This window comes from Sediminispirochaeta smaragdinae DSM 11293, assembly GCF_000143985.1.
Lineage (GTDB): Bacteria > Spirochaetota > Spirochaetia > DSM-16054 > Sediminispirochaetaceae > Sediminispirochaeta > Sediminispirochaeta smaragdinae.
On the sequence record NC_014364.1, the window covers coordinates 3,342,306 to 3,363,739 of the forward strand.

Annotated in this window: 18 protein-coding genes; 7 read left to right on the forward strand and 11 right to left on the reverse strand. The window is 51.0% G+C overall.

The window, feature by feature from the left end; translation table 11 throughout:
• Positions 1-116 precede the first annotated feature (116 nt).
• Positions 117-983 (forward strand): radical SAM protein, encoded by an 867-nt coding sequence (locus SPIRS_RS15745; protein ID WP_013255678.1) that lies wholly within the window; start codon positions 117-119, stop codon positions 981-983.
• 17 nt (positions 984-1,000) lie between these two features.
• Here the strand turns inward: SPIRS_RS15745 and SPIRS_RS15750 are convergent, their stop codons facing one another.
• From SPIRS_RS15750 to SPIRS_RS15785, 8 genes are all read right to left on the reverse strand, one after another.
• Entirely contained in the window at positions 1,001-1,672 is a 672-nt protein-coding gene (locus tag SPIRS_RS15750; protein WP_049784671.1) for a cob(I)yrinic acid a,c-diamide adenosyltransferase, read from the reverse strand.
• Positions 1,644-3,509, reverse strand: a complete 1,866-nt coding sequence (gene purD / locus SPIRS_RS15755; RefSeq protein ID WP_013255680.1) for a phosphoribosylamine--glycine ligase — start codon at positions 3,507-3,509, stop codon at positions 1,644-1,646. The genes SPIRS_RS15750 and purD overlap by 29 nt, the downstream gene beginning before the upstream one ends.
• Positions 3,497-4,552 (reverse strand): phosphoribosylformylglycinamidine cyclo-ligase, encoded by a 1,056-nt coding sequence (gene purM / locus SPIRS_RS15760; RefSeq protein WP_013255681.1) that lies wholly within the window; start codon positions 4,550-4,552, stop codon positions 3,497-3,499. Before purM ends, purD begins: the two co-directional genes overlap by 13 nt.
• A complete protein-coding gene (purF, locus tag SPIRS_RS15765; protein WP_013255682.1) occupies positions 4,552-5,997 on the reverse strand; it encodes an amidophosphoribosyltransferase in 1,446 nt (481 codons plus the stop codon). The genes purM and purF overlap by 1 nt, the downstream gene beginning before the upstream one ends.
• The gene (gene purC / locus SPIRS_RS15770; protein WP_013255683.1) at positions 5,990-6,703 is read right to left on the reverse strand and encodes a phosphoribosylaminoimidazolesuccinocarboxamide synthase; all 714 of its coding nucleotides are present in this window, start codon (positions 6,701-6,703) and stop codon (positions 5,990-5,992) included. Before purC ends, purF begins: the two co-directional genes overlap by 8 nt.
• Positions 6,700-7,185 (reverse strand): 5-(carboxyamino)imidazole ribonucleotide mutase, encoded by a 486-nt coding sequence (purE, locus tag SPIRS_RS15775; protein WP_013255684.1) that lies wholly within the window; start codon positions 7,183-7,185, stop codon positions 6,700-6,702. The genes purC and purE overlap by 4 nt, the downstream gene beginning before the upstream one ends.
• A gap of 23 nt (positions 7,186-7,208) precedes the next feature.
• Positions 7,209-11,132 (reverse strand): phosphoribosylformylglycinamidine synthase, encoded by a 3,924-nt coding sequence (locus SPIRS_RS15780; RefSeq protein WP_245537604.1) that lies wholly within the window; start codon positions 11,130-11,132, stop codon positions 7,209-7,211.
• A 78-nt stretch (positions 11,133-11,210) separates the two neighbouring features.
• Positions 11,211-11,966, reverse strand: coding sequence for a class I SAM-dependent methyltransferase (locus SPIRS_RS15785; protein ID WP_013255686.1), 756 nt, complete (start codon positions 11,964-11,966; stop codon positions 11,211-11,213).
• A gap of 122 nt (positions 11,967-12,088) precedes the next feature.
• Here SPIRS_RS15785 and SPIRS_RS15790 point away from each other — a divergent pair, with 122 nt between their 5' ends.
• The 6 genes from SPIRS_RS15790 to SPIRS_RS15815 all read left to right on the forward strand — a co-directional run bounded on the left by SPIRS_RS15790 (position 12,089) and on the right by SPIRS_RS15815 (position 18,934).
• Entirely contained in the window at positions 12,089-13,273 is a 1,185-nt protein-coding gene (locus SPIRS_RS15790; protein WP_013255687.1) for a M48 family metallopeptidase, read from the forward strand.
• A 56-nt stretch (positions 13,274-13,329) separates the two neighbouring features.
• On the forward strand, positions 13,330-14,190 hold the full coding sequence (locus SPIRS_RS15795; protein ID WP_013255688.1) for a hypothetical protein: 861 nt from the start codon (positions 13,330-13,332) through the stop codon (positions 14,188-14,190).
• Positions 14,191-14,229: 39 nt separating this feature from the next.
• A complete protein-coding gene (locus SPIRS_RS15800; RefSeq protein ID WP_013255689.1) occupies positions 14,230-15,237 on the forward strand; it encodes a glycosyltransferase family protein in 1,008 nt (335 codons plus the stop codon).
• Positions 15,238-15,615: 378 nt separating this feature from the next.
• On the forward strand, positions 15,616-16,413 hold the full coding sequence (locus SPIRS_RS15805) for an inositol monophosphatase family protein (protein ID WP_013255690.1): 798 nt from the start codon (positions 15,616-15,618) through the stop codon (positions 16,411-16,413).
• Between the two features lie 32 nt (positions 16,414-16,445).
• Positions 16,446-18,185 carry an AMP-dependent synthetase/ligase gene (locus tag SPIRS_RS15810; RefSeq protein ID WP_013255691.1) on the forward strand — a complete coding sequence of 580 codons (1,740 nt, stop codon included), beginning with the start codon at positions 16,446-16,448 and terminating at the stop codon, positions 18,183-18,185.
• The gene (locus tag SPIRS_RS15815) at positions 18,182-18,934 is read left to right on the forward strand and encodes a nitroreductase family protein (protein WP_013255692.1); all 753 of its coding nucleotides are present in this window, start codon (positions 18,182-18,184) and stop codon (positions 18,932-18,934) included. Before SPIRS_RS15810 ends, SPIRS_RS15815 begins: the two co-directional genes overlap by 4 nt.
• Here SPIRS_RS15815 and SPIRS_RS15820 read toward each other — a convergent pair.
• The 3 genes from SPIRS_RS15820 to SPIRS_RS15830 are packed head-to-tail and all read right to left on the reverse strand — an operon-like array spanning position 18,918 to position 21,360.
• Positions 18,918-19,610, reverse strand: coding sequence for a queuosine precursor transporter (locus SPIRS_RS15820; protein WP_013255693.1), 693 nt, complete (start codon positions 19,608-19,610; stop codon positions 18,918-18,920). The two genes, SPIRS_RS15815 and SPIRS_RS15820, sit on opposite strands and share 17 nt — an antisense overlap.
• Positions 19,603-20,481 (reverse strand): hypothetical protein, encoded by an 879-nt coding sequence (locus SPIRS_RS15825; protein WP_148224087.1) that lies wholly within the window; start codon positions 20,479-20,481, stop codon positions 19,603-19,605. Before SPIRS_RS15825 ends, SPIRS_RS15820 begins: the two co-directional genes overlap by 8 nt.
• A gap of 3 nt (positions 20,482-20,484) precedes the next feature.
• A complete protein-coding gene (locus SPIRS_RS15830) occupies positions 20,485-21,360 on the reverse strand; it encodes a hypothetical protein (protein ID WP_013255695.1) in 876 nt (291 codons plus the stop codon).
• Positions 21,361-21,434: the final 74 nt, after the last annotated feature.

A 21,434-nucleotide genomic window follows, 5' to 3' on the forward strand; every position in this document is an offset into this window, starting at 1 on the left:
GAACACTACTCTTTTAAGAAGCTCCCCTCCGTTTCTCAGACAAAGCAGAACAAATACCCTAAATACCAATTGCGGAAATCTCATCAGAGCAATACTATACCCCGGAGGATATTTTTATGAATGTGCAAAGCCTTTCCATTGTTGTTCCCGGGGGATGCCCAAACGCCTGTAAATTTTGTGTATCCCGTATGAAGGCAGAGGAATACAAAGACCATATCGAACGAAATCTCCGTTTTCGAGATCTTTATGAACGTGATTACATGGATAGATTGGCATTTGCAAGAGACAACGATTGCAATACGGCCATACTGACGGGAGACGGGGAACCACTGGTAAACATAGACTTCTTAAACGATTTTGCATCCTGGAATGCCCGTCTTTCAAGCCCATTTCGCTGGCTCGAAATACAAACCTCCGGTGTCGGTCTTGATGAAGAAAAGCTGCGCTGGCTTCGAAACAGCATCAGGGTTTCAACTATTTCACTCTCTTTATCGTCGATATTCGATGATGATGAAAATGCCCGCTATAACGGAACACCTGAATCAAAAAAAATCGATATCCAGCGACTGACTCAGGAAATCAAACGTTACGATTTCAATTTGCGGATATCGGTCAATATGACGGATTTCCTCGATGAAATACCCACCCCAACCATTTTTGAGCGCCTTCAAAAGATGGGATCCAACATGGTTACCTTTCGCCAGCTCTTTGCAGAAGGAGAAAGCGAACAGGCAACATGGGTACGGGAACATGGAGCATCGGAACAGACACGGAAAAAAATCGACGACTATATCCTCTCACACGGTTCTCCCCTCGGAATCCTTCCCACCGGCCTTATGCGCTACTCGGTCCACGGCATGTCTATCGTCCACGATGGTGATTGTATGGCCAGACAGCAAAGAGAAGCAATCAGATATCTCATTCTCCGGCCTAACTGCAAGCTCTATACTCGCTGGGACGACAGCGGCAGCATTCTGTTTTAAAAAGCCGAGCTTTTTGCCTATCCAGCCTGCTCCACCCACCGGGCAAGGACAAAGAGAAAATCGCTGAGACGGTTCAGATAGTTCTGCCCAAGGGCAAGATGACCAAGATAACTACTTCTAATACAGGTAACGACCCGACGTTCGGCCCTACGGCATATGGTCCGGGCAATATCGATCTCCGAGGAAAGGTGGCACTGACCGGGAACAACGAAGGCACTGCCGATCTTCGTCTTTTTCAAAAGCACTGCTTCTGAGGCTTCCAGTGCTTCCAGGTCCTGTTGGGAGAGGTGAGCCATCTTCTCATAGAGTTTATCATTTTTAGGAGTGGCAATCTGTCCGGAAAAACGCATGAGGGTTTTCTGTATTTCATGAAGCTGAGAAGAGAAGGCCGAAATGCCGGAAACAGGCGAGGCAGAGATATCGGCTTTTATCACCCCAAGCCAGCTTACCAGTTCGTCGATATCCCCCAGGGCCTCAAAAATAGCATCGTCTTTTACCCTCCGTTCCCCGTTGAAAAGGGAACTTTCCCCCTTGTCTCCTCCCCTTGTAGTGACACGCTCAAATTCAATCATGGTTTCATGGTATAACCGGCCCGAAGGCCGGTCAATCGGGTTTCGATCGAAGATGAGATCAAAGCTACCGGTTCTATGCCCATCGACATCAGAACAAGCCGATATCGGAGCGAACATGCATGCCCCTGAAAGAGACCCTTTGCACCAAATCGTAGGCAGCCCTTCGGGCCGCGGCGGCATCATCTCCCCAGGCAGTCAGGGAGAGAACCCTCCCCCCCGCCGTAACAAGCGATCCGTCGGGCCTAAGCTCTGCACCGGAGACAAAGGAGACCGAATGGTCGGAAGCTGGAGGCAGCAGGGAAATAAGATCTCCACGTTTGGCAGACTCAGGATACCCTTCGGCAACGGCAACGACGGTACAGGCGTGCAGCCGCTCCTTTTCCCGGTCCGCAGCAAGAGAAGCGGGAAGATTTCCCCTGGCACAGTCGAAAAGCAGCCGGGCAAAATCTGAAGGCAGCAGGGGCATCAGAGACTGGGTCTCCGGATCACCGAAGCGGACATTGTACTCCAATAGCTTGGGCCCCTTCGAGGTAAGCATCACCCCGAAAAAGAGCACCCCACGAAAAAGGATGGCATCCTCGTGCAATCCCCGGAGGGTCGGAAGTAGGATGGCTTTGGTAAAGGCCTCTTCGATGTCGGATGAAAGGCCGGGAGCCGGGGCAACACTCCCCATGCCGCCGGTGTTAAGCCCCCGATCGCCGTCGAGGGCCCGTTTATGATCCCGGGCAGAGGGCAAAAGGAGGTAATCGATACCATCGGTAAGGGCGAAAAAGGAAACCTCGGGACCGGTAAGAAGTTCTTCGATCACCACGGTCCGCCCGGCATCACCGAAACCTCCGCCGAAACAGGTATCAAGGGCCTTCTCCACCTCCTCACGGGATGAACAAAGCAAAACCCCCTTTCCGGCGGCAAGACCGTCCGCCTTCACCGCAACCCTCCAATCCAGGGAGGCCGCATAGCCGAGAGCCTTCTTCTGCTCACCGGCCAGGAAAACCTGATAATCGGCGGTAGCTACCCCGTGGCGAATCATGAAATTCTTGGCAAAGGCCTTGCTTCCCTCAAGACGGGCGCCTTCACTATCGGGTCCAAAGACGGCAAAACCCGCCTTACGAAGCCGCATCCCGAGCCCCTCGACCAGGGGCACCTCCGGCCCCACGACCACAAGGTTTACCCCCCGGCCGCGAAGCAGATCGATAAGGGAGTCTTCATCCTTCGGCATGGGAATATTGTCGCAACCTTCCAATAGGGCAGTGCCTCCATTCCCTGGCAGGGCCGCGAGAGAACAGATATCCTCATCCTGCAGCAGCTTCCAGCAGAGGGCGTGTTCCCGCCCTCCCTTGCCGATTACGGCTGCACGAATTTTCGCAGCAGCGGGATGCTCTTCCCCGGCAAGAAGTGCATTGATGGTTTCCAGAAGCAGGGGCTTCTCCTCTTCACTCACCCGGGAAGCAAGGATTTCGGGAGTATCCCCGGGAAAAACAGGTACCCTGCGCCGGGCCAGCACCCTCCCGCTATCAATCCCGTCATCTACCAGATGAACCGAACAGCCGCTACAACGGCATCCCGATTCGATGACCGCCCGATGCACATGCACACCGTGCATTCCCATACCACCAAAATCGGGCAAAAGCGACGGATGAATATTGACGATCCTCCCGCGAAAGGCCTTAAGCAATGGATCTGTCAGGATCGACAGGAAACCGGCACAGACGATAAGGTCGACCTTGCCGTCAAGGGCCTCGGCGATCTTTCGGCTCAGCACCGAAGATCCCTCCTTTCGATCCAGAAGCAAAAGAGGGATTGAGGCTTTCTCGGCTATAGCAGCCGCACCGGTAGCCGGACGGTCCACGACAACCATGGAAATTTCAGCCTTGAGTGCTCCGGAGGCCGCTCCTTCGACGAGATAGGCAAGGGTGCTCCCCCGTCCGGAAGCAAGAACCGCTATCGAAGCCATAGGCGTTCCCCTCCTTTATCGGAATCGGGGACAGCTACGACCCTGCCAATGGGATAGGCATCGATACCAGAGGCCTCGATACGGCTGCAGATGCCATCAGCATCCCCAGGAGAAACGACAAGTACCATGCCGACCCCCATATTGAAGGTACGAAACATCTCTTCATCGCCTATGCCGAGGGATGCCAGGTAAGCAAACACCTCAGGGGTCCTGATCAGGCCGCGCTCGACCTCTGCAGCCAATCCACCAGGGATGGTCCTGGGAAGATTTTCGAAAAGCCCTCCACCGGTGATATGGGCAATACCGTGGAGGAGCGAATCCTCGATAAGAGGGCGAAGTGCCTTGACGTAGATCATCGTCGGCTCTAAAAGCAGCTCTCCCAGGCTCTTTCCGCCGATTTCCCGCCGGTAGCCATCCTTCTTTTCATCGGCGGTCGCCATGCGGATGAGGGAAAAGCCATTGGAGTGAGGTCCGCTGGAGGCAAGGGCGATCAAGGTATCGCCGGCCCGAACCCCGGACCCGTCGATAAGCTTTTTGCGCTCCACCACACCGACAGAGAAACCGGCGACATCGAAGTCTCCGGCGCGGTAGAGCCCCGGCATCTCGGCGGTCTCCCCGCCCACAAGGGCGCATTCCGCCTGAATACAGCCGAGGGAAACACCCTCCACAACCCTGGCCATGGTTTCGGCCTCAAGCTTTCCGGTGGCAAGGTAGTCGAGGAAGAAAAGGGGCCTGGCACCGTGGCAGAGGATGTCGTTGACACACATGGCCACACAATCGATACCGATCCCTTCGAGACGATCGAGAAGGATCGCCAGTTCCAGCTTTGTTCCTACCCCGTCGGTTCCCGACACGAGAACAGGTTCTTTGTAGGAGGCGGGCATGGCAAAAAGGCTGCCGAAGCTTCCCAGGCCGGCGAGAACCCCGTCGCCATCCTGTCTGGTTCGATCGCAACTCTCCCTGATCAGGGAAACGGTTCGGTAGCCCTCTTCCCTGTCGACTCCGGCCTTGCGATAATCGATTTCTTTCATATCCTTCTCCACTAATCCTCCCGACCAGGCTTCGGGGCTCCCATTGGATAGACGCCGGTGAAGCAGCCGGTACAAAACCCCATGGTACCCGAGAGGGCCTGGACAAGCCCTTCAACCGAGAGGAAGGCCAAAGAATCGGCACCGACCCGTCTGGCAAGCTCCTCGATATCGTATTTATTGCTAACCAGATCCTCCCGGTACGGTGTATCAATGCCGAAGTAGCAGGGAAAGGCCACGGGCGGGGCGGCAATTCTGATATGAACTTCGGTGGCGCCCGCCCCTTTCAGCTTAGAAACAAGGGAGCGCATGGTTGTTCCCCGGACGATGGAATCGTCGATAAGGACAATACGCATTCCTTTGACAGCCTCTTTCAGGGCGTTGTGCTTCAAGGCGACCCGTCGCTCCCTGTCATCCTGATTCGGAGCAATAAAGGAGCGTCCCACATAGCGATTTTTTACCAGGGACATACCGTAGGGAATACCTGAAGCCTCGCTGAAACCGGCGGCGGCAGGAATCCCGGAATCGGGGACACCGGTGACAAGATCGGCCTTTACCGGGGCTTCCTTGAAAAGTTGATGACCGGAACGTACCCTGGCACCGTAGACCCCGATGCCGTCGATAACCGAATCTGGCCGGGCAAAGTAGATGTATTCGAAACTGCAGGTCCGCGTCTCGGTTTTTTCTTCCTGATTGCTGCCGGCAATACCTTCACCATCGGCCACAATGATTTCTCCCGGTTCAACATCCCGCAGAAATTTTGCGCCTATGGCATCGAGAGCACAGGTTTCAGAGGAAACCACCCAATACTCTCCAAGTTCTCCCACACAGAGGGGTCGAATTCCGTTCTTATCCCGCGCCGCAATCAATTTGCCGTCGGCAAGCACCGCCAGAGCATAGGAACCCTGAACCGTTCGGACCGCATCCCGAACAGCCTCAAGAGCACTTTTTTTTGCAAGGCTCCTGGCAATCAGGTTGAGCATCACCTCCGAATCACTTTGCGTACGAAAAACGCTTCCCCCCTCTTCAAGGAGTTCCCGAAGAAGCTGAGAATTTACCAAATTCCCGTTATGTGCCAGGGCAACCGCCCCTTTTTTTGTGTGAGCAACCAGAGGTTGGGCATTTTCGACCCCGCTTCCCCCGGTTGTGGAATACCGAACATGGCCGAGAGCGACAGTCGCACCCTCTCTGTCGAGCCGCAGGACATCTCCTGAATCGATCAAAGAGGCGACAAGCCCTGCAGACTTTGCCACCTCGATTCGAGCAGGATCCTCAAATCCGCCCAGAATAATCCCCGAGCTCTCCTGACCACGATGCTGGAGAGCCGTAAGACCTCCCAGCACTACATGCACGGGATCGACGGAAGGAGCGGAATCTTTTTTTGCGCAGACGGCGAATACCCCGCATTCTTCGTGCAGCTTATCATCCGCAGCTTCCACCGGAGCCAAAAGACTATTCACCAGCGTTCTCCATGCGGGAAAGAACCTCATGATAGGCATCTTCCACAGAACCAAGATCTCGTCGGAAGCGATCCTTGTCAAGCTTCTTTCCGGTGGCTGCATCCCAGAAACGACAGGTATCGGGACTGATCTCATCGGCGAGCAGCAGCCTACCATCGCTGGCCCGGCCGAACTCCAGCTTAAAATCGATCAGGGTAATACCGATCTTCAGGAAAAAGGCGCTCAGCACCTCGTTTACCTTAGCAGCCATGTTGTAGATTGCCTTCAGCTCCTCGAAGGTGGTCAGACCGATGGCAACGGCATGGTGATCATTAATAAGAGGGTCCCCAAGGTCGTCGTTTTTATAGCTGATTTCGAAAACCGTGGTCTTGAGTTCGGTTCCCTCCTCAAGGCCCAGTCGTTTTGCCATGCTTCCCGCCGCCTTGTTGCGGACAATCACCTCAACCGGTACAATCTCTACCTTACGGCAGAGCTGCTCCCGGGGGTTGATCTTTTCGATAAAGTGGTTTTCAACCCCCTCCTTGGCAAGCAGGGTAAAAAGGAGCGTGGTGATGGCGTTATTCATCTCTCCCTTTCCGGTGATCGTACCCTTTTTCTCTCCATTGAATGCGGTTGCATCGTCCTTATATTCTACCAGTACAACCTCTGCATCATCGGTGGCGTACAACTTTTTGGCTTTTCCCTCATACAGCAGTTTTCCTTTCATTTCAAAACCTCCCCATGATATTGTGCAAGTAGTTTTTCTTTTTTTTCAGATCGATAGCCTGCCAGCGCTTTCCGCACCTTGACATCGGAAGATCCGATGATGGCGGCGGCAAGAAGGGCCCCATTCGTTCCGTTGTCGATTCCCACGGTGGCTACAGGAATTCCCGGAGGCATCTGCAGCATCGACATGACCGCATCCATCCCCTCCATGGCCGCTGTTTTGGCTTTTAGCGGAATACCGACCACGGGAATCAAGGTTTTTGCCGCGATGACACCCGGAAGATGGGCCGACAAGCCCGCAGCGGCTATGATTACCTGACACCCCTTTTTCTCAAGGCCGGCAATATAGGAATCCAGGGCCTCTGGAGTCCGATGTGCCGAAAGGACCCTGGACTCCCATTCGATGCCGAGGCTATCGAGGAGCTTTGCACAGCCCTCAAGCTGGGGAAGATCGGAACCGCTTCCCATGATGATTGCAACCATTCCATCCTCCATACAGAAAAATCTTAGAGAAAATAATCGATCCCGGCACGAAAGATGGGCTGCCATCCGGCACCGGGGATATTTTTTGCAACATATCTTCCGCTTCGCTCGCTGTGGCCCATCTTTCCGAGGATCCGTCCATCGGGACTCAAAATGCCTTCGATACCTCGCATTGAACCGTTGGGATTATCGGGATAGTCCAAAGCAACATGTCCCTCATTATCGCAGTAGCGGAAGGCAACCTGCCGATTCTGTTCGAGTTCGTCGAGCAGAGCCGCCGGCGCTACGAAACGCCCCTCCCCATGAGAGACCGGAACCACCTGCAGATCGCCCGGCGACAAGAGTCTCATCCAAGGGCCGAGGTCGGATTCACAGCGGGTACCACAGTAGCGTGAAACGTGTCTGCCTATCTGATTAGGGGCAAGAACAGGATCCCTCTCTCTTCTTGCCGTAATCCTGCCATAGGGTAAAAGTCCGGAGCGAACCAGGGCCTGAAAGCCGTTGCAGATACCGAGCATCAGACCGTCGCGGCGATAGAGAAGCTCTTCAAGGGCCCCTGCGATTCGAGGATTGCCGAGAACCGCCGCAATATACTTTGCCGCCCCGTCAGGCTCATCCCCTGCACTAAATCCTCCGGGGATGACCACGATCTTGGCCTTGGCAATCGCCTTTTCCATCGATTCCAAAGATGAGGGAGGACCTCCTGCACAACGAGTACGAAACAAAAAGTGAGAAACATCTCCACCCTCTCTCCTGAAGGCCGTGGCAGTCTCTTCTTCACAGTTTGTCCCGGGAAAAGAGAGCACCAAGACCTCAGGCCCCCGCCTGGCAAGGGTCCTCGGCACAGGGTAGGCTTCTGAAAAAGGTACGGAAGGGAGCCCTGAGGCGCTCCCCCGGCTTCCGCCGGGACCGGGATAGAGCTCGGCCTTTTTGCTGCGCCATGCTTCCAGGGCCCGATCCATGGAAATATTCATCCCGCCGATCCTGAAATTTTGCTTCTTAGTGGTAGATCCGACGGCCGTAAGGAACGACTCGTCGTCCTCAGGCAGAGTCGCTCCACCATTCCATTCAATGAGAAAAGAACCGTAGGCAGGATCAAAGGGATCCAATCCTTTCGGAAGATCTCCGTCAAAGCCGATTCCGTTTCCGAATCCCATCTCTGCCACGGCCTGGGCCACACCTCCGAAGCCAACCGATCGACATGCCAGTACATTTCCACCCTGCATCAGCTGCTCAAGGAAGGCTGCCTGCCTGAGAAAGAGAGGGAAATCCGGTTCTCCGTTTTCGAGACGGGAGTGATGGATGAGAAAAATCTTTGAGCCGATCTTCTTGAATTCGGGGCTCTGTACCGATACGGCAGAAACGGGGGCAACGGCAAAGGCGGCCAGGGTCGGCGGGACCTTCAACTCCATCCAGCTTCCGGACATGCTGTCCTTTCCTCCGATAGCCGGGATTCCCAAAGCAAGCTGAGCCCGCAAAGCGCCTAAAAGGGCCGATGCAGGTCTTCCCCACCCTTCGGCATCCTCCCCGGGAGGTGGAAAATACTCCTGAAGGGAGAGCCGAATCGATCCTAAAGCGGCGCCGGTGGCAAGGCTTCGGCACACCGCCTCAAGGATGGCATAGATGGCCCCGTGATAGGGACTCCAAAGGCCGATCTCCGGGGCATAACCGCAGCTCATTATCGATGCGGTGGATACTCCTTCCCGTTTCGAAGGGATGAGGGCAGCCATTGCCTCGGTCGGAGTCAACTGATACTTGCCACCCAGGGGAGAAAGTACCGACCGGGCCCCAACCGAAGAGTCGAACTGCTCGGTGAGCCCTTCGGCACCGGCGACATTATCCTCGGAGAGGAGAAGAGCCCAGCGCCGATCCTCCTGCACCGCATTTCTGCGACGGAGAATTTCATCGAAGAAGGAGGTCTCAGAGGGAGACGGAACCCTGGCTTCAGCCCGGGAATCGCCTCCGGCCGAATCAAGCAACTGCCTCGGCAGCTTTGCAACAATGCCGTCACGAGAGGCGATCGTAAGCAGTGGCTCTTCGGTAACCTCGGCAATAATCGAGGCGACCAGATCCTCTTCCGCAGCAAGGGCCACAAAGGTATCGGCGTCGCAGGCAGCCACAACTACCGCCATGCGCTCCTGACTCTCGGAAAGGGTTATTTCCATGGGAGAAAGATCTCGATATTTTAGGGGGACCGCAGAAAGATTAATAGAAAGCCCGGGGGCAAGTTCTCCGACAGCCACGGCCACACCACCGGCACCGAAATCGTTACACCTTTTTATGAGAGCTGCGGTTTCCCTCTTTCGAAAGAAACGCTGAAGAGCGCGCTCTTCCGGGGGATTTCCCTTCTGAACCTCGGCTGCGCTACGATGGATGGATTCCGCATCGTGGGCCCGGGAAGAGCCGGTGGCCCCTCCAATGCCGTCCCGTCCGGTAGCACCGCCGACAAGGATCACCACGTCTCCGGCAACGGGTCGCTCCCTCCTGATCGACGAAAGGGGCACGGCGCCAACCACGGCTCCTGCCTCGAAACGTTTGGCACGAAAGCCCTCGGCATAAAGCTCCCTGACCAGTCCGGTGGGAATTCCGATCTGATTACCGTAGCTGCTGTAACCGTGTGCCGATTCCCTGGCAAGGGTCGTCCTTGAAAGTTTTGAGCTGCGAAGCAGTTCCTCTTCCATCTCTTCCACATTGGGATCGGGAAAGGCCGCACCGGAAAGGCGCATGGCCTGGTGAACATAGGATCTGCCGGAAAGCGGGTCCCTGATAGCTCCGCCGATACAGGTCGCCGCCCCCCCGAAGGGTTCGATCTCAGTGGGATGGTTGTGGGTCTCGTTCTTGAACATCAAAAGCCAGGGTTCACTCGTCGCAGATCTCCCTTCCCCGCTTTCGTGGCCGACCGATATTCTGATGGAAGCGGCGTTAATCTCCTCCGAAACATCGAGATCGGGGATTTTTCCCTCAGCAGAGAGGATTTTTACCCCGGCGGTTGCTATGTTCATGAGGGAAAGCCCATCGCCGAAACGATCGTGATAGGAATGAAGTGTCTCCTCAAGCCCATAAAGGTAGTGACTTTTCTCCACCGACACATGGGTAAGGGGTGTATTGAAGGTGGTATGGCGGCAGTGATCACTCCAGTAGGTTGCAAGTATGGCAAGTTCGGTCAGCGTAGGGTCACGATCAAGTTCATCTCGGAAGTAATTTCGGCAAAATTGCAATTCGGAGGGCGCCATGACGATACCATGCCGCTTGCCAAGCTCTTCAAGAGCAGCATCGGAAAGAAAACGGAAGCCACGCAGCAACCCCTCTTCTCCGTCGAGATCGATCTCATAAGAATCCACAGGATTCACCAAATCTTTCCGGATACTCTGCCGATCTTTTTCGCTTAGTTCTCCATAAAAGAGACAGCAGGAAATGCTGCGAACAGCTTCGACAGCGCCGCCCTGAAGTTCGACGGCTTCCTTTGCAGAAGCACCTCGCTGATCGAACTGTGCGGGAAGCAGGCCCCAGGCAAAGCTCCAACATGCAGCATCGTCAAAAGGGGGATCAGTCAACGGCCCGAGGTCCGTAACAGGATCACGAAGGGCCCGCTCGACAACTTCGACAGAAAGATCTCCACTTATCCGGTATCCTGAGAACAGCCGTATTTTCGAGAGCCCTTCGATTCCAAGGCGCTGGTGAAAATCCTGTAGTAATTCATCAGAAGAAGTCCGAAAGGACTCCCGCTTCTCAAAAAAGATGAACATCGCCCCCTCCAAAGGAATGAAAACAAAAAAACCCCGAACCGGCATGATTCCGCAACAGGGCGGATCGCCGACTCGGGGTGGCAGGCCGGAAAAGGCCCCTATCATCCCAGGGCCCAAGAGCCCCTTTATCTCGTAACGATTGTATCGGATAATGGCATTCCATGTCCGGGTTGTACCCGAGACAAAGAAAAGAGTCAACATTATCTACAGCGAATTCTAACACTTTTTCAATTTTGTTGCATAGCGATAAAAAACCAACGTAAAAACGGTTTCATTGATTCAATATTGTTGCATGACATCTCCAGGCTTACGGGCAGAGACCACGAGAGGGAGCTTCTCTTCACCCGGTTCTGACCTGTCAAATCCTCCGAAGCATGTAACATCCTCAAAGCCACTTTTTTCAAGAACCGAACAAATATCATCACGGGTAAAGGGAGAAAGCTCCAGACGACGTTCATCCAAAAGCTTACCGTCAGAATCCTCAAGCCTTGCGGTAAATAGTATGGTAAAGGGAAGCCGGCTGTAATCATAGAACCGGAGAAATCGAAGGTCAGATTTCACAATTGGAGGTAGCTGGACAGGTCGCCAGCGAAGGATCATGTCGTAATTTAATACCTGGAGCAAAAGAGGGCCGGAAGGGACAAGTAGGTCAAATACCACATGAGAAAACTCCAATAAACCTTTCTTGTCACGTAGATGGGCAATAGTGTTCCCAATACAGGTGATAAGGGAAAAGGAGGAACCGACAAAACATCCCTTTAGCTTTTCCATGGCTAAAAGAGTAAAGTCTATGCCGCAACGTCCTCCGGAACGTTCTTTTGCCCTCTTTATCATCGACGGATCACTGTCGATACCAACAACATCAAAACCTCTTTGCCTGAGAGCAAAGGCAAGCTCTCCTGTGCCGCACCCCACATCCAAAACCCGTTTTTCGGCCGTTTTCACATAGGCGGCAACACAATCAAGGGTTTGAGAAGAAAGGGGAAAAAGTGATTCATAGATCGCGGCAATGTGATCATAGTTACCTTTCAACATACCATTAATTGTCCCTCAGAGAGGCAGCAGGATCAAGGCTATGAAGCACTCTTTTCTCCTGTTCGCTTTAGTGCTAAGCTCTGCTTATGCATACATTGTCATTTCCACTTATAATCTTGACGATGATTGTTTTGATCCCGGCCATTCTTTCTGTACTAGCAATGGGATTCGATTATCATCGGTTATCGGAAGATGCTGCCTATCAACGGGAACAAAAGCGTTTCTCAATGATCAGAGAGACTTGTACCACCCTTGTGTTTATTCTCTTCCTTTTATTCGGAGGTTTTTCGCTCTCTGCAAGGATCTCCCATGATCTCTCGTATACCATCGGAGGAGGAGAGCTTGTGCAGGGGGTCTTCTTTGCTCTTATCCTTGTCTTCTTAGAACGACTTCTTGCCCTCCCCTTCGCACTCTATGCAACTTTTTCGATCGAAGCACGATATGGTTTCAACAAGACAAGCCCCAAGACCTTTTTTGCCGATGAAGTAAAAGGCTTTTTTCTCCTTTGTCTCATCGGTCTTCCAATCTTTCTGTTGATATATGCTTTTTATGATCACTTCGGCCCTTCCGGATGGCTCCTTGCCTGGATCGGGTATACGCTTTTCTCATTACTCCTCTCCATTATCGCGCCGACCGTCATATTGCCTCTCTTTAATCGTTTCACTCCTCTGGCAAACGAGTCACTGAAAACGAGGATTTCGGGAATTGCAGAGCAAGCGGGAATCAAGGTAAAACGTGTTGAGGTGATCGACGGTTCAAGACGATCTACGAAGGCCAATGCCTATGTGGCAGGGTTCGGGAGCAGCAAGCGAGTTGCCTTGTACGATACCTTCATAGACAAACATTCGGAAGAGGAAATAGTAGCGGTCCTTGCCCATGAATTCGGCCATATTGCAAAGAAACATGTTGTCAAACAGTTTATCTCTCAGACAATCCTTTCAGCACCAATCTTCTACCTCCTTTTTTGGGCAGTCGCCTCACCGATTCTTCCCGAGGCAGTCGGCTTTCCAAGCACAGAGATCTACACAGCACATGCAGTAGCACTGATAGTGCTTGTCATTGTCATGGGCTTCCTCTCCGCCTTCTTTGCTCCCCTTTTCCTTTTATTTTCGAGAAAGAGGGAAAGAGAGGCCGATCTCTTTGCCGCAAAACTGATGGGAACCGGAGACGAATTGGTGTCGGCCCTTCTCTCCCTGGAAAAGCAAAATGGCGGTCATCCTGATCCCCACCCGCTTTCGGTATTTCTCCACTATTCCCACCCTCCGACACGGCAAAGGGTTGCTCTGCTGAAATCTTTTTCCCCCTGACGACTTTGGTATAGCTACTTTACACGGAAAGAGAGGGCGGTCTATGATCTCCAGCGATGCCGCAAGAATATATCGCCTCACTCATAGGTTTGATTGCCACAACACAGATACACATTGCGAAGGGCCTGCAGCGGTTCGGTATCGAAGGTTATTCCTCAAGAAATTCCGATTCCGATGAGGTAAAAAAAAAGAAGCGACGCCTTTACGTTTTTTCGCTGATCTTGAACAACGGGGCTTTTCTGTGGGTGCTTATCGCAAATATGTTCGCCCCGCCAGCGGCTTATACCAGCATGTTTGGTTTTGGTCTCATTGTGCTGATGTTCTTTTCCGAACGCTATCTCGGAGAACCAGTAGGAAAAACACGTCATGTTGGGGCCTTAATCCTTGCCACAGGAACCTTTTTTCTTGGATGGGCAGAAGGAAAAGCAAGTTTAAATAGCGGCGGAATGGTGATGGCATCCATCAATGTGAAGCTTGTTATTTGTATCGTGGGAGCATTTTTTGTGATTGCCCTGCCGGCATTGGCCATGGTCAAAAAATACAGGGCCTCTTCCGGCATTCTCGGCACGATTGCAGGATTAATTACGGGCGTCTCTGGGGCGTGCGATCCCCTGTTTAAGTCAATTGCGCAGCATTATAGGGGAACATCTGGCTTACTTCCTTCTACCGGTATCGGATGGGTATTATTTGCCTGCAGCATCGGATTTGGCACCATTGCTATGGTTCTTACGCAAGTTGCCTTTGCCTGGAAAGCAAAGGCAACGGTCATTGTTCCCGTTCATAATATGGCTCTGATTCTCTTTCCGCCTTTCCTGCTGGAAATTACGCTTTCCGATTACCACCTTACCCTATTCCATCTACCCGGAATCATTCTGATAGCCGTCGGAATGCTCTTTTTGTTTGTTTCCAAACGATAGCCTCATACAATCCTTATGCCATAGGACCATCCTCTGATCATGAGAATCGGAGTGGGAATAAACGGAGAGGGGAAAGGTCATGTGACAAGGATGATTGCCCTTTCTCAAAGATTACAAGAACGACACGAACTTTTTTTCTGGGCTCCTGAGACAGTTGCCCCCATGATTGCCGCAACCTTTCCAGATTGTCTATTGATGCCGCTTCCTCTGCTAAAATTTGTCATGAATAAGGAACGAATCGATTTCTTCCGTACCGGTATCGACAATATCGATACTATTTTTCAGGCCCCCGCAGCAATAAAGCAAATCAGCGACCAAATGAAGCTGCTACGTATTGAAGGAGTACTGAGCGATTTTGAACCCTACAGCTCAAAAGCCGCAAAACATGCAGGGATTCCGGTACTCCAACTCAACCATCCGGGAATTGTGCTAAGAGCCCAAACCATCATGCCGGACGCAATCATCAGTAAAATAGTCGCAGGTTCCATGATGGGAGAATATGACGAATCACTTATCAGTTCCTTCTACCACGGCGATATCGGTCCGATACTTCGCGACAACATACGAACAAAAGAGCCTTACTATGGAAATCATATCATCGTCTATGTCAAAAAGAGTATGGAAAAAAATGTTCTCGAAGCCTTACACCATGTTACAAAACGTGAAATACGGGTATTCCCCAGCGAACGCTTTGATTTCGCGGATTCTCTTGCCACAAGTGCCGCCGTCATCGCAACCTCAGGACATCAGCTTAGCTGCGAATCTCTTTATTTAAAGAAGCCGATATGTTCCATTCCGGTAGAAGGGCAATTTGAACAAAGGCTTAATGCGATGATGATAGAACGGTCGGGTCGTGGCCTCTACGCCAAGATGGACCACATCACAAGTGATATGAAACGGTTCTTTAAAAACTTGAACGCATATCAAGAGGAGAGCGAAAAGCCTGCACCCGAGGGATATTGCTTTCATGACGAAAGTGACAAGGCGGCGTTTCTCACGGAACGTTTTTTTGTGAGCGGGGGATTGCCGCTTGCAAAGAAGGCTTAACTACTGTTCCGAATCGTGGTGATACTTTGTTCTTTTTGCAGGAAAAATCCTTTGTTTTTCCCTCTTGCTTGATTTTTATATGTGTATCTTTGTAATTGACGATAAGAAAAAGAATTGTACGTTGTGGATCACCAATATTCGTAACACTACTCTTTTTTTACGGAATCAACCCCTGAATTGAAGTAGAAGGGAGCTGTGGACCAGGTGTATTCCTCTCACAGCCTTACGATGGACGATCGACTATCTACCCTCTTATGCATGGGCATAAAATCACCACGATTCCGGACAATAAGCACAAAAAAGACACATCTGTTCCAAGGTGCCTTTTCGGGGACACTAACTATACGATATACTACTCGTAGAAGGAGTAACCCCATTTTGACGCAGTATTCAAAACTCATCGAAAAAGTTATAGAAGCCGGAGACATGGCGGCTAAAAATCAAAAATCAGTGAGGAGAAATTTCAAACCAGACGGTTCGGTTCTTACCGAGACAGATCTTGCGATAGATCAGCTCCTTTCTGATACTTTGAAAGAACTCTTCCCCGACGCAAATATCGTCAGTGAAGAGAATCCAAGGGATCTTTTTCCCGACAGAAAATTGACCTTTGCCTTGGATCCTATCGACGGTACGGATGCCTATAGCCAGGGGATGCCGGGATGGTGTGTTGCATTAGGAATCCTCAACGAGCAACTGCTGCCTGTCGGCGGTATCATATATGCTCCCCGTTGGGGAACAGATCGGGAACGGGGTGTGCTGCTGACGGCCCTTCCCGATCAGGAAGTACTTTACAATGGCTCCCCGCTGAAGATCGATGCCGATACCAAAAAGCAGAAACAGTGTTTACAAATGATGATATCCAGTAAGCTTCACCGAACCTTCGATTTATCGGTCTACCCAGGGAAATTGCGTAGTATCGGTAGTTCCATACTGCACCTTGCAGCACTTCTCCTTCATCCTGGAGTAACGGAAGTGCTGCTTGCTCCTTGCTTCATATGGGACATTGCTGCAGCACATGCAATTATCAAGAGAAAAGGATTTCAGGTATCATATCTGAATGGGAAAGCGATTGATTATTCAGTCTTGATTCATCGAAAAAAAGCCGCCGGGCATATTGTTGCGGGAACTAACGATTCGATTTCCGCGTTACGTTCCTATTTCACAGAAAAGCAGTAAACGGCGAGAATTGTCATAACGTGGAGACAGGTATGGAAAATTCATGGGATTATCTTGATGCATATCGGGGAACACTCATAAAAGGCCAATGGCCGACTATTTGTGAGATATTTACGCTCAATGCGAAGCTCTTTCCGGAACGCCTCTGCTTTACCCGCTTTAGCCCTGAAAGGGAGAGCTTTACGTATAGGGAGGCGGATCTCAAAATCAGGTCTATAGCTGCATTTTTTCGGGAAAGCGGGATAGAGCCAGGGCAGAGGGTGGTAATTTCAGGCAAAAACAGCCCTGAATGGGCAATAAGCTACCTTGCGATTCTTTTTGCAGGCGGGGTTGTGGTACCCATCGATTATCAGCTGGAAACCGATCGGATTGTTTCACTCAGCCAGTTTGTCGATGCAAAGTTTGTCTGCATTGATGAAGAACGTTTTGAGGACTTTCAGAAGAAAAAGCCAGCCGCTGTCTCTCACATGTTCAGCCTCTCCCCCAAAAAGGATCAGTACATTTTGAACATGGGATCATCGTCGCCAGTCTCTCCTTCGGAGGTTGGTAGGAGTGAAGACGATATTGCGGCGATTCTGTTTACCAGCGGAACAACAGGAAATGAAAAGGGAGTTATGTTGACTCATGCCAATTTGATGAGTGATGTATTCCAGGCTTGTCATCCGATGTTCATGACCGCAACCGAAAAAGACATCTGGTACGCTCTTCTCCCGCTTCATCACAGTTATACGATGACGGCCGTTTTTCTTGAGTCGATTAGATACGGTTCCGAATTGGTTTTCGCTAAACGAATGGTGGTAAAAGAAATGATGAGAGACCTGAAAGAGGGACATATCACCATGTTTATGGCTATTCCACTGTTATACAATAAATTATTAAAGGGAATGATGAAGGAAGTACGAGGAAGGGGGTTACCGACTCATGTAACGGTAGGCCTATTCATGCGTATCAGCGGAGTGTGTAAGCGTTTTTTAAGAATCAATATCGGAAAAAAGATTTTTAGACCGCTTTTACGAGAGGTCGGTCTGGATAGAATTAGAATTTGTATCTGTGGAGGCGGACCGCTGGCCCCTGAAACGTTCCGTCGCTACAACGAACTGGGACTTGACTTCGTCCAGGGGTATGGACTGACAGAAACATCTCCCATCATTACCCTCAACCCGCTTCACCAGTTCAAACTAAGATCTGTGGGCAAGGTTTTTCCGCTGGTCGACATGAAAATTCTTGACCCGGATGAAGATGGTGTGGGTGAAATTGCGGTAAAAGGCCCAAATATCACATCAGGATACTATCGAGATCCAGAAGCAACCAAGGATCTATTCACAAGTGATGGGTTCCTACGAACCGGCGATGTAGGATATCTCGACAAAGAACATTATCTGTTTCTCACCGGTCGTAAAAAATCGTTGATTGTTACCGAGGGTGGGAAAAATGTTTACCCCGAAGAGATTGAAGATCATTTTCAACTTTTTCAGGAGATCGATCAGATCATGATCAAGGGCTACATTCAGAAAAAGGAAACCCTTGCCGAAGGCATTGAGGCAATCATTTATCCGAGTGAAGAGTTTTTTAAGGGTTGGACACCTGAGGATCGAAAAAAACGGTTGGAAAAAGCAGTCGCAGAGGTTAATAAAGAGCTTCTTCCCTATAAACGCATAACAAAGATGACCATCTTGGAAAAAGCGATGGAAACTACCACCACAAAAAAGATCAAGCGAAATCTGGTGCTTCGTCAGTTAGATCAGCTTCTTGAACGGAGTGGCATAAAATGAACGAATTAATCGATTCCATGATGTCGAGAAAGTCGGTACGGGTCTTTCTCGACAAAGCCGTAGAAGAGGAAAAGAAGGCCCTTCTCATTGAGGCTGCCCGACGGGCACCGACAGCGGGAAACCTTATGCTCTATTCGATCATCGATGTAACCGACCAGGAACTCAAAGAAAAATTGGCGATCAGCTGTGACCATCAACCTTTCATCGCAAAGGCTCCAATCGTACTGATATTTCTTGCCGATCCTAATCGCCTTTGGGATCTTTATCGTGCGGGGCAGGTACCGGAAAGCTGCAACGAGAGTGGAGAAGCATTTATTCAGAAGCCTGCACTTTCCGATCTTATGCTTGCAAGCTGCGATGCCATGGCAGCCGCCCAGAATGTCGTTATTGCGGCTCAGTCCCTTGGATTAGGTTCCTGTTACATCGGCGACATCATGGAACAAATCGAAGAGCATCGTGAAATGCTTGGTCTCCCTTCTTCTGTATTCCCTCTTACCATGCTCGTTATCGGCTACCCCACCGAAGCGGCATCACGACGAAAACAGACCGACCGATACCCATTGTGGGCAATGACCTTCGAAAATCACTACAAAAGCCTCACTCCGAAAGAACTGGCGACAATGACAGGCAAGGAGGATATAAAGAAGGAAGCCCTGCGCATCTACAAGAAAAAGACCGGGGCGGATTTCTCTTTCGAAATGCGTAGATCGGTAAAAAAAGGGCTCATGCCTTTTACCGAGACTCCATAAGCTCGGCTCGCTCCCGCCAGCTACTGGCAAGATAGATAAACGGGGTATCGCAGACCGCGACGATCCACTTGAGGATGTAGGTAGAGATGGTAATCTCGACCAAAACATGAGTGGGGAAGGTACCGAAGAAGGCAATCGTGGTAAAGATCACCGAATCAATGAGCTGGCTGATCATGGTGCTGATGTTATTTCGCAGCCAAATAAAACGTCGTGCAGGCAGCTTCTCTTTCCACATGTTATACGACCAGACATCATGCAGCTGGCTTACTCCGTAAGCGATAAGACTGGCAAGAACGATTCTCGGCATGGGAGAAAAAAGTGTGACGAGGCTCTCCTGGGCAAAATCATCTGCGCCGGGACGAAACCAAAGTGCCATATTCATGAGAACCATCATGGCGATAAGAGAGAAAAAGCCGATTCCGACGGCCTTACGGGCATCCTTTTTTCCATGATTTTCATTGAGAATATCCGTTACCAGAAAGCTTCCCGCATAGACAATGTTTCCAAGAGTAGCAGTCAGGCCGAAAAGATCAATAGTCTTCGTAACCTGAATATTGGCGACAATCGAAGCGATCGGTATCCAGATAAAAAGTCCGATTTTGCCCCAGAACCGATATGCCAGGATGATCGCCCCAAAATTAAAAAGAAGCATCAGAGCCCAAAAAAGTTCATTCATCATCAACTCCCATACTGTGTAAACGGGCCTCAAGCTTCAGTAACCTGGCCCTAATGTGTTCCATCTTTTGCTCCAGGCGAAGCTTCTCTTTTTGAAGCCGCTCAACGGCAAATGAAGCATTATTGTTATCGCTTCCCTCTTTGGTATTTGCCTCACGGCGAAAAGGCGGGCGAAAATCCGATTCAACGGCCTTTGGCGATCTATCCCCCGAAACAACGGCCGCCTCGGCTTCCCGACGATGCTCTTTCGGAATTTTCAACAAACTCTTCATGGCATCAAAGCCGATTTTTGGCGAAAGGCCTTCATGATGAGCTCGTAACATCCGCTTTGCGTCAGCCAAATCCGCCCCTACTGCATCCTCAAGCCACTCTTCAAGATTGTATCCCTTTTGCGCACACAAGCGTTCAGCCTCGGCATATTGTGCCCCCAACTCTAAAGCGATGCCACCATACTGCGGCAACAATGTACCGCGAATACGATCTGCCACGGCACTGAGTTCCGGGTCAGCATCCCATGGAGCCCCGGCAACTCCGGCATCCATCCCGGCCGCCCTGGATAAGAGTCTGTGATAGCAAGCACTGAATCTACTACCGTGATGTCGGGCAACCTCTTCTCGGGGTTCGGCAAGAGGAACGGGATCCAGGGCTGTTCCATATATCAACAGGTGATGGGTATATTGATGAATCGCCATTCGTAAAAGAAATGAAGACTCCTGCATCGAAGCGTTTCGGTTGTGAAGAATGATGGTACGATCAAAGGGCTTGTAGAGGCCGTCGACCTTTTCGCTGCTTTTCCCGCTCTGCACTACGGTAACTTCCGTAGCAGGAGCTTCCAGGGAGACAAGGAAATCGACTATAGCTTGGTTATCCATCATTCACTCATGGCTCACAGGATATATAGCAAGAGAATAGTAGTTGTTTTCATCCAGAGAACGCCACCGGGCAATGATGTATGCACCTTTCAACTCGATATCTGAAACCTCGAGGTTGACGCTCCGATGAACAGAAGAGCCTTTACCATTTTCATAATTTTCCTGTTTTTCTTTTACATCAATCGCCATCTGCCGCGCAATCCCTGCCATGGCCATCCTATCAGCTTGATAGATCGACTCGGCCACATAACGATAGCGTCCCACAGCTCCCAAGCCGGTAATGTAGCCGGGAATTTCAGGTACAGCCGTTACCCAGACAGGAAGTCCATTGTGAAGATCACTTTTTACCGATACCCCTTTCAACGAAAAACCGGAAAACTCAAATACGACGTAACTCGCTTCCCGGTCCCGAAGGTAGGCAACAGGATCGAGAGAATCTCGGAAAGATGCCGCAGCATCGACATCGAAACTTACATCAACATCCTCAAGGTGCCCGAAGTCTCTTCCCTGGGTCAAGGTCGCAAACTTCGCTACGACTCGGGTTGAAACAAAACGTGAAACCTGGACGGCAGCCATATCCAGACACCGGTCGTACTCGGCCTCACGATCGGCCATTCGCGGTACCGTTGCAAAAAAACGAGGTTTACCGTCAACAGGAGTGGTATTCCAGAGTTGAGCATAACGTAAGTCGGAGAAATCGATAACATCATCAATAATAACTGGCCTCAACCGGCCCGACTCGTCATAACGATCATCTATCGTCTCCGAGGCCTTTGGAGAAACATTCTCGCCGTCGGACAAACACCCCGAAAAGAATAAAAGAAGAACAGCAGGGATCAAAAAAAAACATCGCTTTCGGTATCGCTTGTCCATTATCATAGCACACTACTCCTTATCAATTACTATACCGGAAAACCACTCCGAGGCAAGGCCCCCTCTTTCTTTTTGCGCCT

Coding starts and splice junctions, on each gene's coding strand:
- SPIRS_RS15750 (WP_049784671.1), bottom strand. CDS start 1,672: ATGTTCGCTCCGATATCGGCTTGTTCTGATGTCGATGGGCATAGAACC.
- purC (WP_013255683.1), bottom strand. CDS start 6,703: ATGAAAGGAAAACTGCTGTATGAGGGAAAAGCCAAAAAGTTGTACGCC.
- SPIRS_RS15815 (WP_013255692.1), top strand. CDS start 18,182: ATGAACGAATTAATCGATTCCATGATGTCGAGAAAGTCGGTACGGGTC.
- SPIRS_RS15830 (WP_013255695.1), bottom strand. CDS start 21,360: ATGATAATGGACAAGCGATACCGAAAGCGATGTTTTTTTTTGATCCCT.
- SPIRS_RS15790 (WP_013255687.1), top strand. CDS start 12,089: ATGATTGTTTTGATCCCGGCCATTCTTTCTGTACTAGCAATGGGATTC.
- purE (WP_013255684.1), bottom strand. CDS start 7,185: ATGGTTGCAATCATCATGGGAAGCGGTTCCGATCTTCCCCAGCTTGAG.
- SPIRS_RS15825 (WP_148224087.1), bottom strand. CDS start 20,481: ATGGATAACCAAGCTATAGTCGATTTCCTTGTCTCCCTGGAAGCTCCT.
- SPIRS_RS15795 (WP_013255688.1), top strand. CDS start 13,330: ATGCCGCAAGAATATATCGCCTCACTCATAGGTTTGATTGCCACAACA.
- SPIRS_RS15800 (WP_013255689.1), top strand. CDS start 14,230: ATGAGAATCGGAGTGGGAATAAACGGAGAGGGGAAAGGTCATGTGACA.
- purD (WP_013255680.1), bottom strand. CDS start 3,509: ATGGCTTCGATAGCGGTTCTTGCTTCCGGACGGGGGAGCACCCTTGCC.
- SPIRS_RS15785 (WP_013255686.1), bottom strand. CDS start 11,966: ATGTTGAAAGGTAACTATGATCACATTGCCGCGATCTATGAATCACTT.
- SPIRS_RS15745 (WP_013255678.1), top strand. CDS start 117: ATGAATGTGCAAAGCCTTTCCATTGTTGTTCCCGGGGGATGCCCAAAC.
- SPIRS_RS15780 (WP_245537604.1), bottom strand. CDS start 11,132: ATGTTGACTCTTTTCTTTGTCTCGGGTACAACCCGGACATGGAATGCC.
- SPIRS_RS15810 (WP_013255691.1), top strand. CDS start 16,446: ATGGAAAATTCATGGGATTATCTTGATGCATATCGGGGAACACTCATA.
- SPIRS_RS15820 (WP_013255693.1), bottom strand. CDS start 19,610: ATGAATGAACTTTTTTGGGCTCTGATGCTTCTTTTTAATTTTGGGGCG.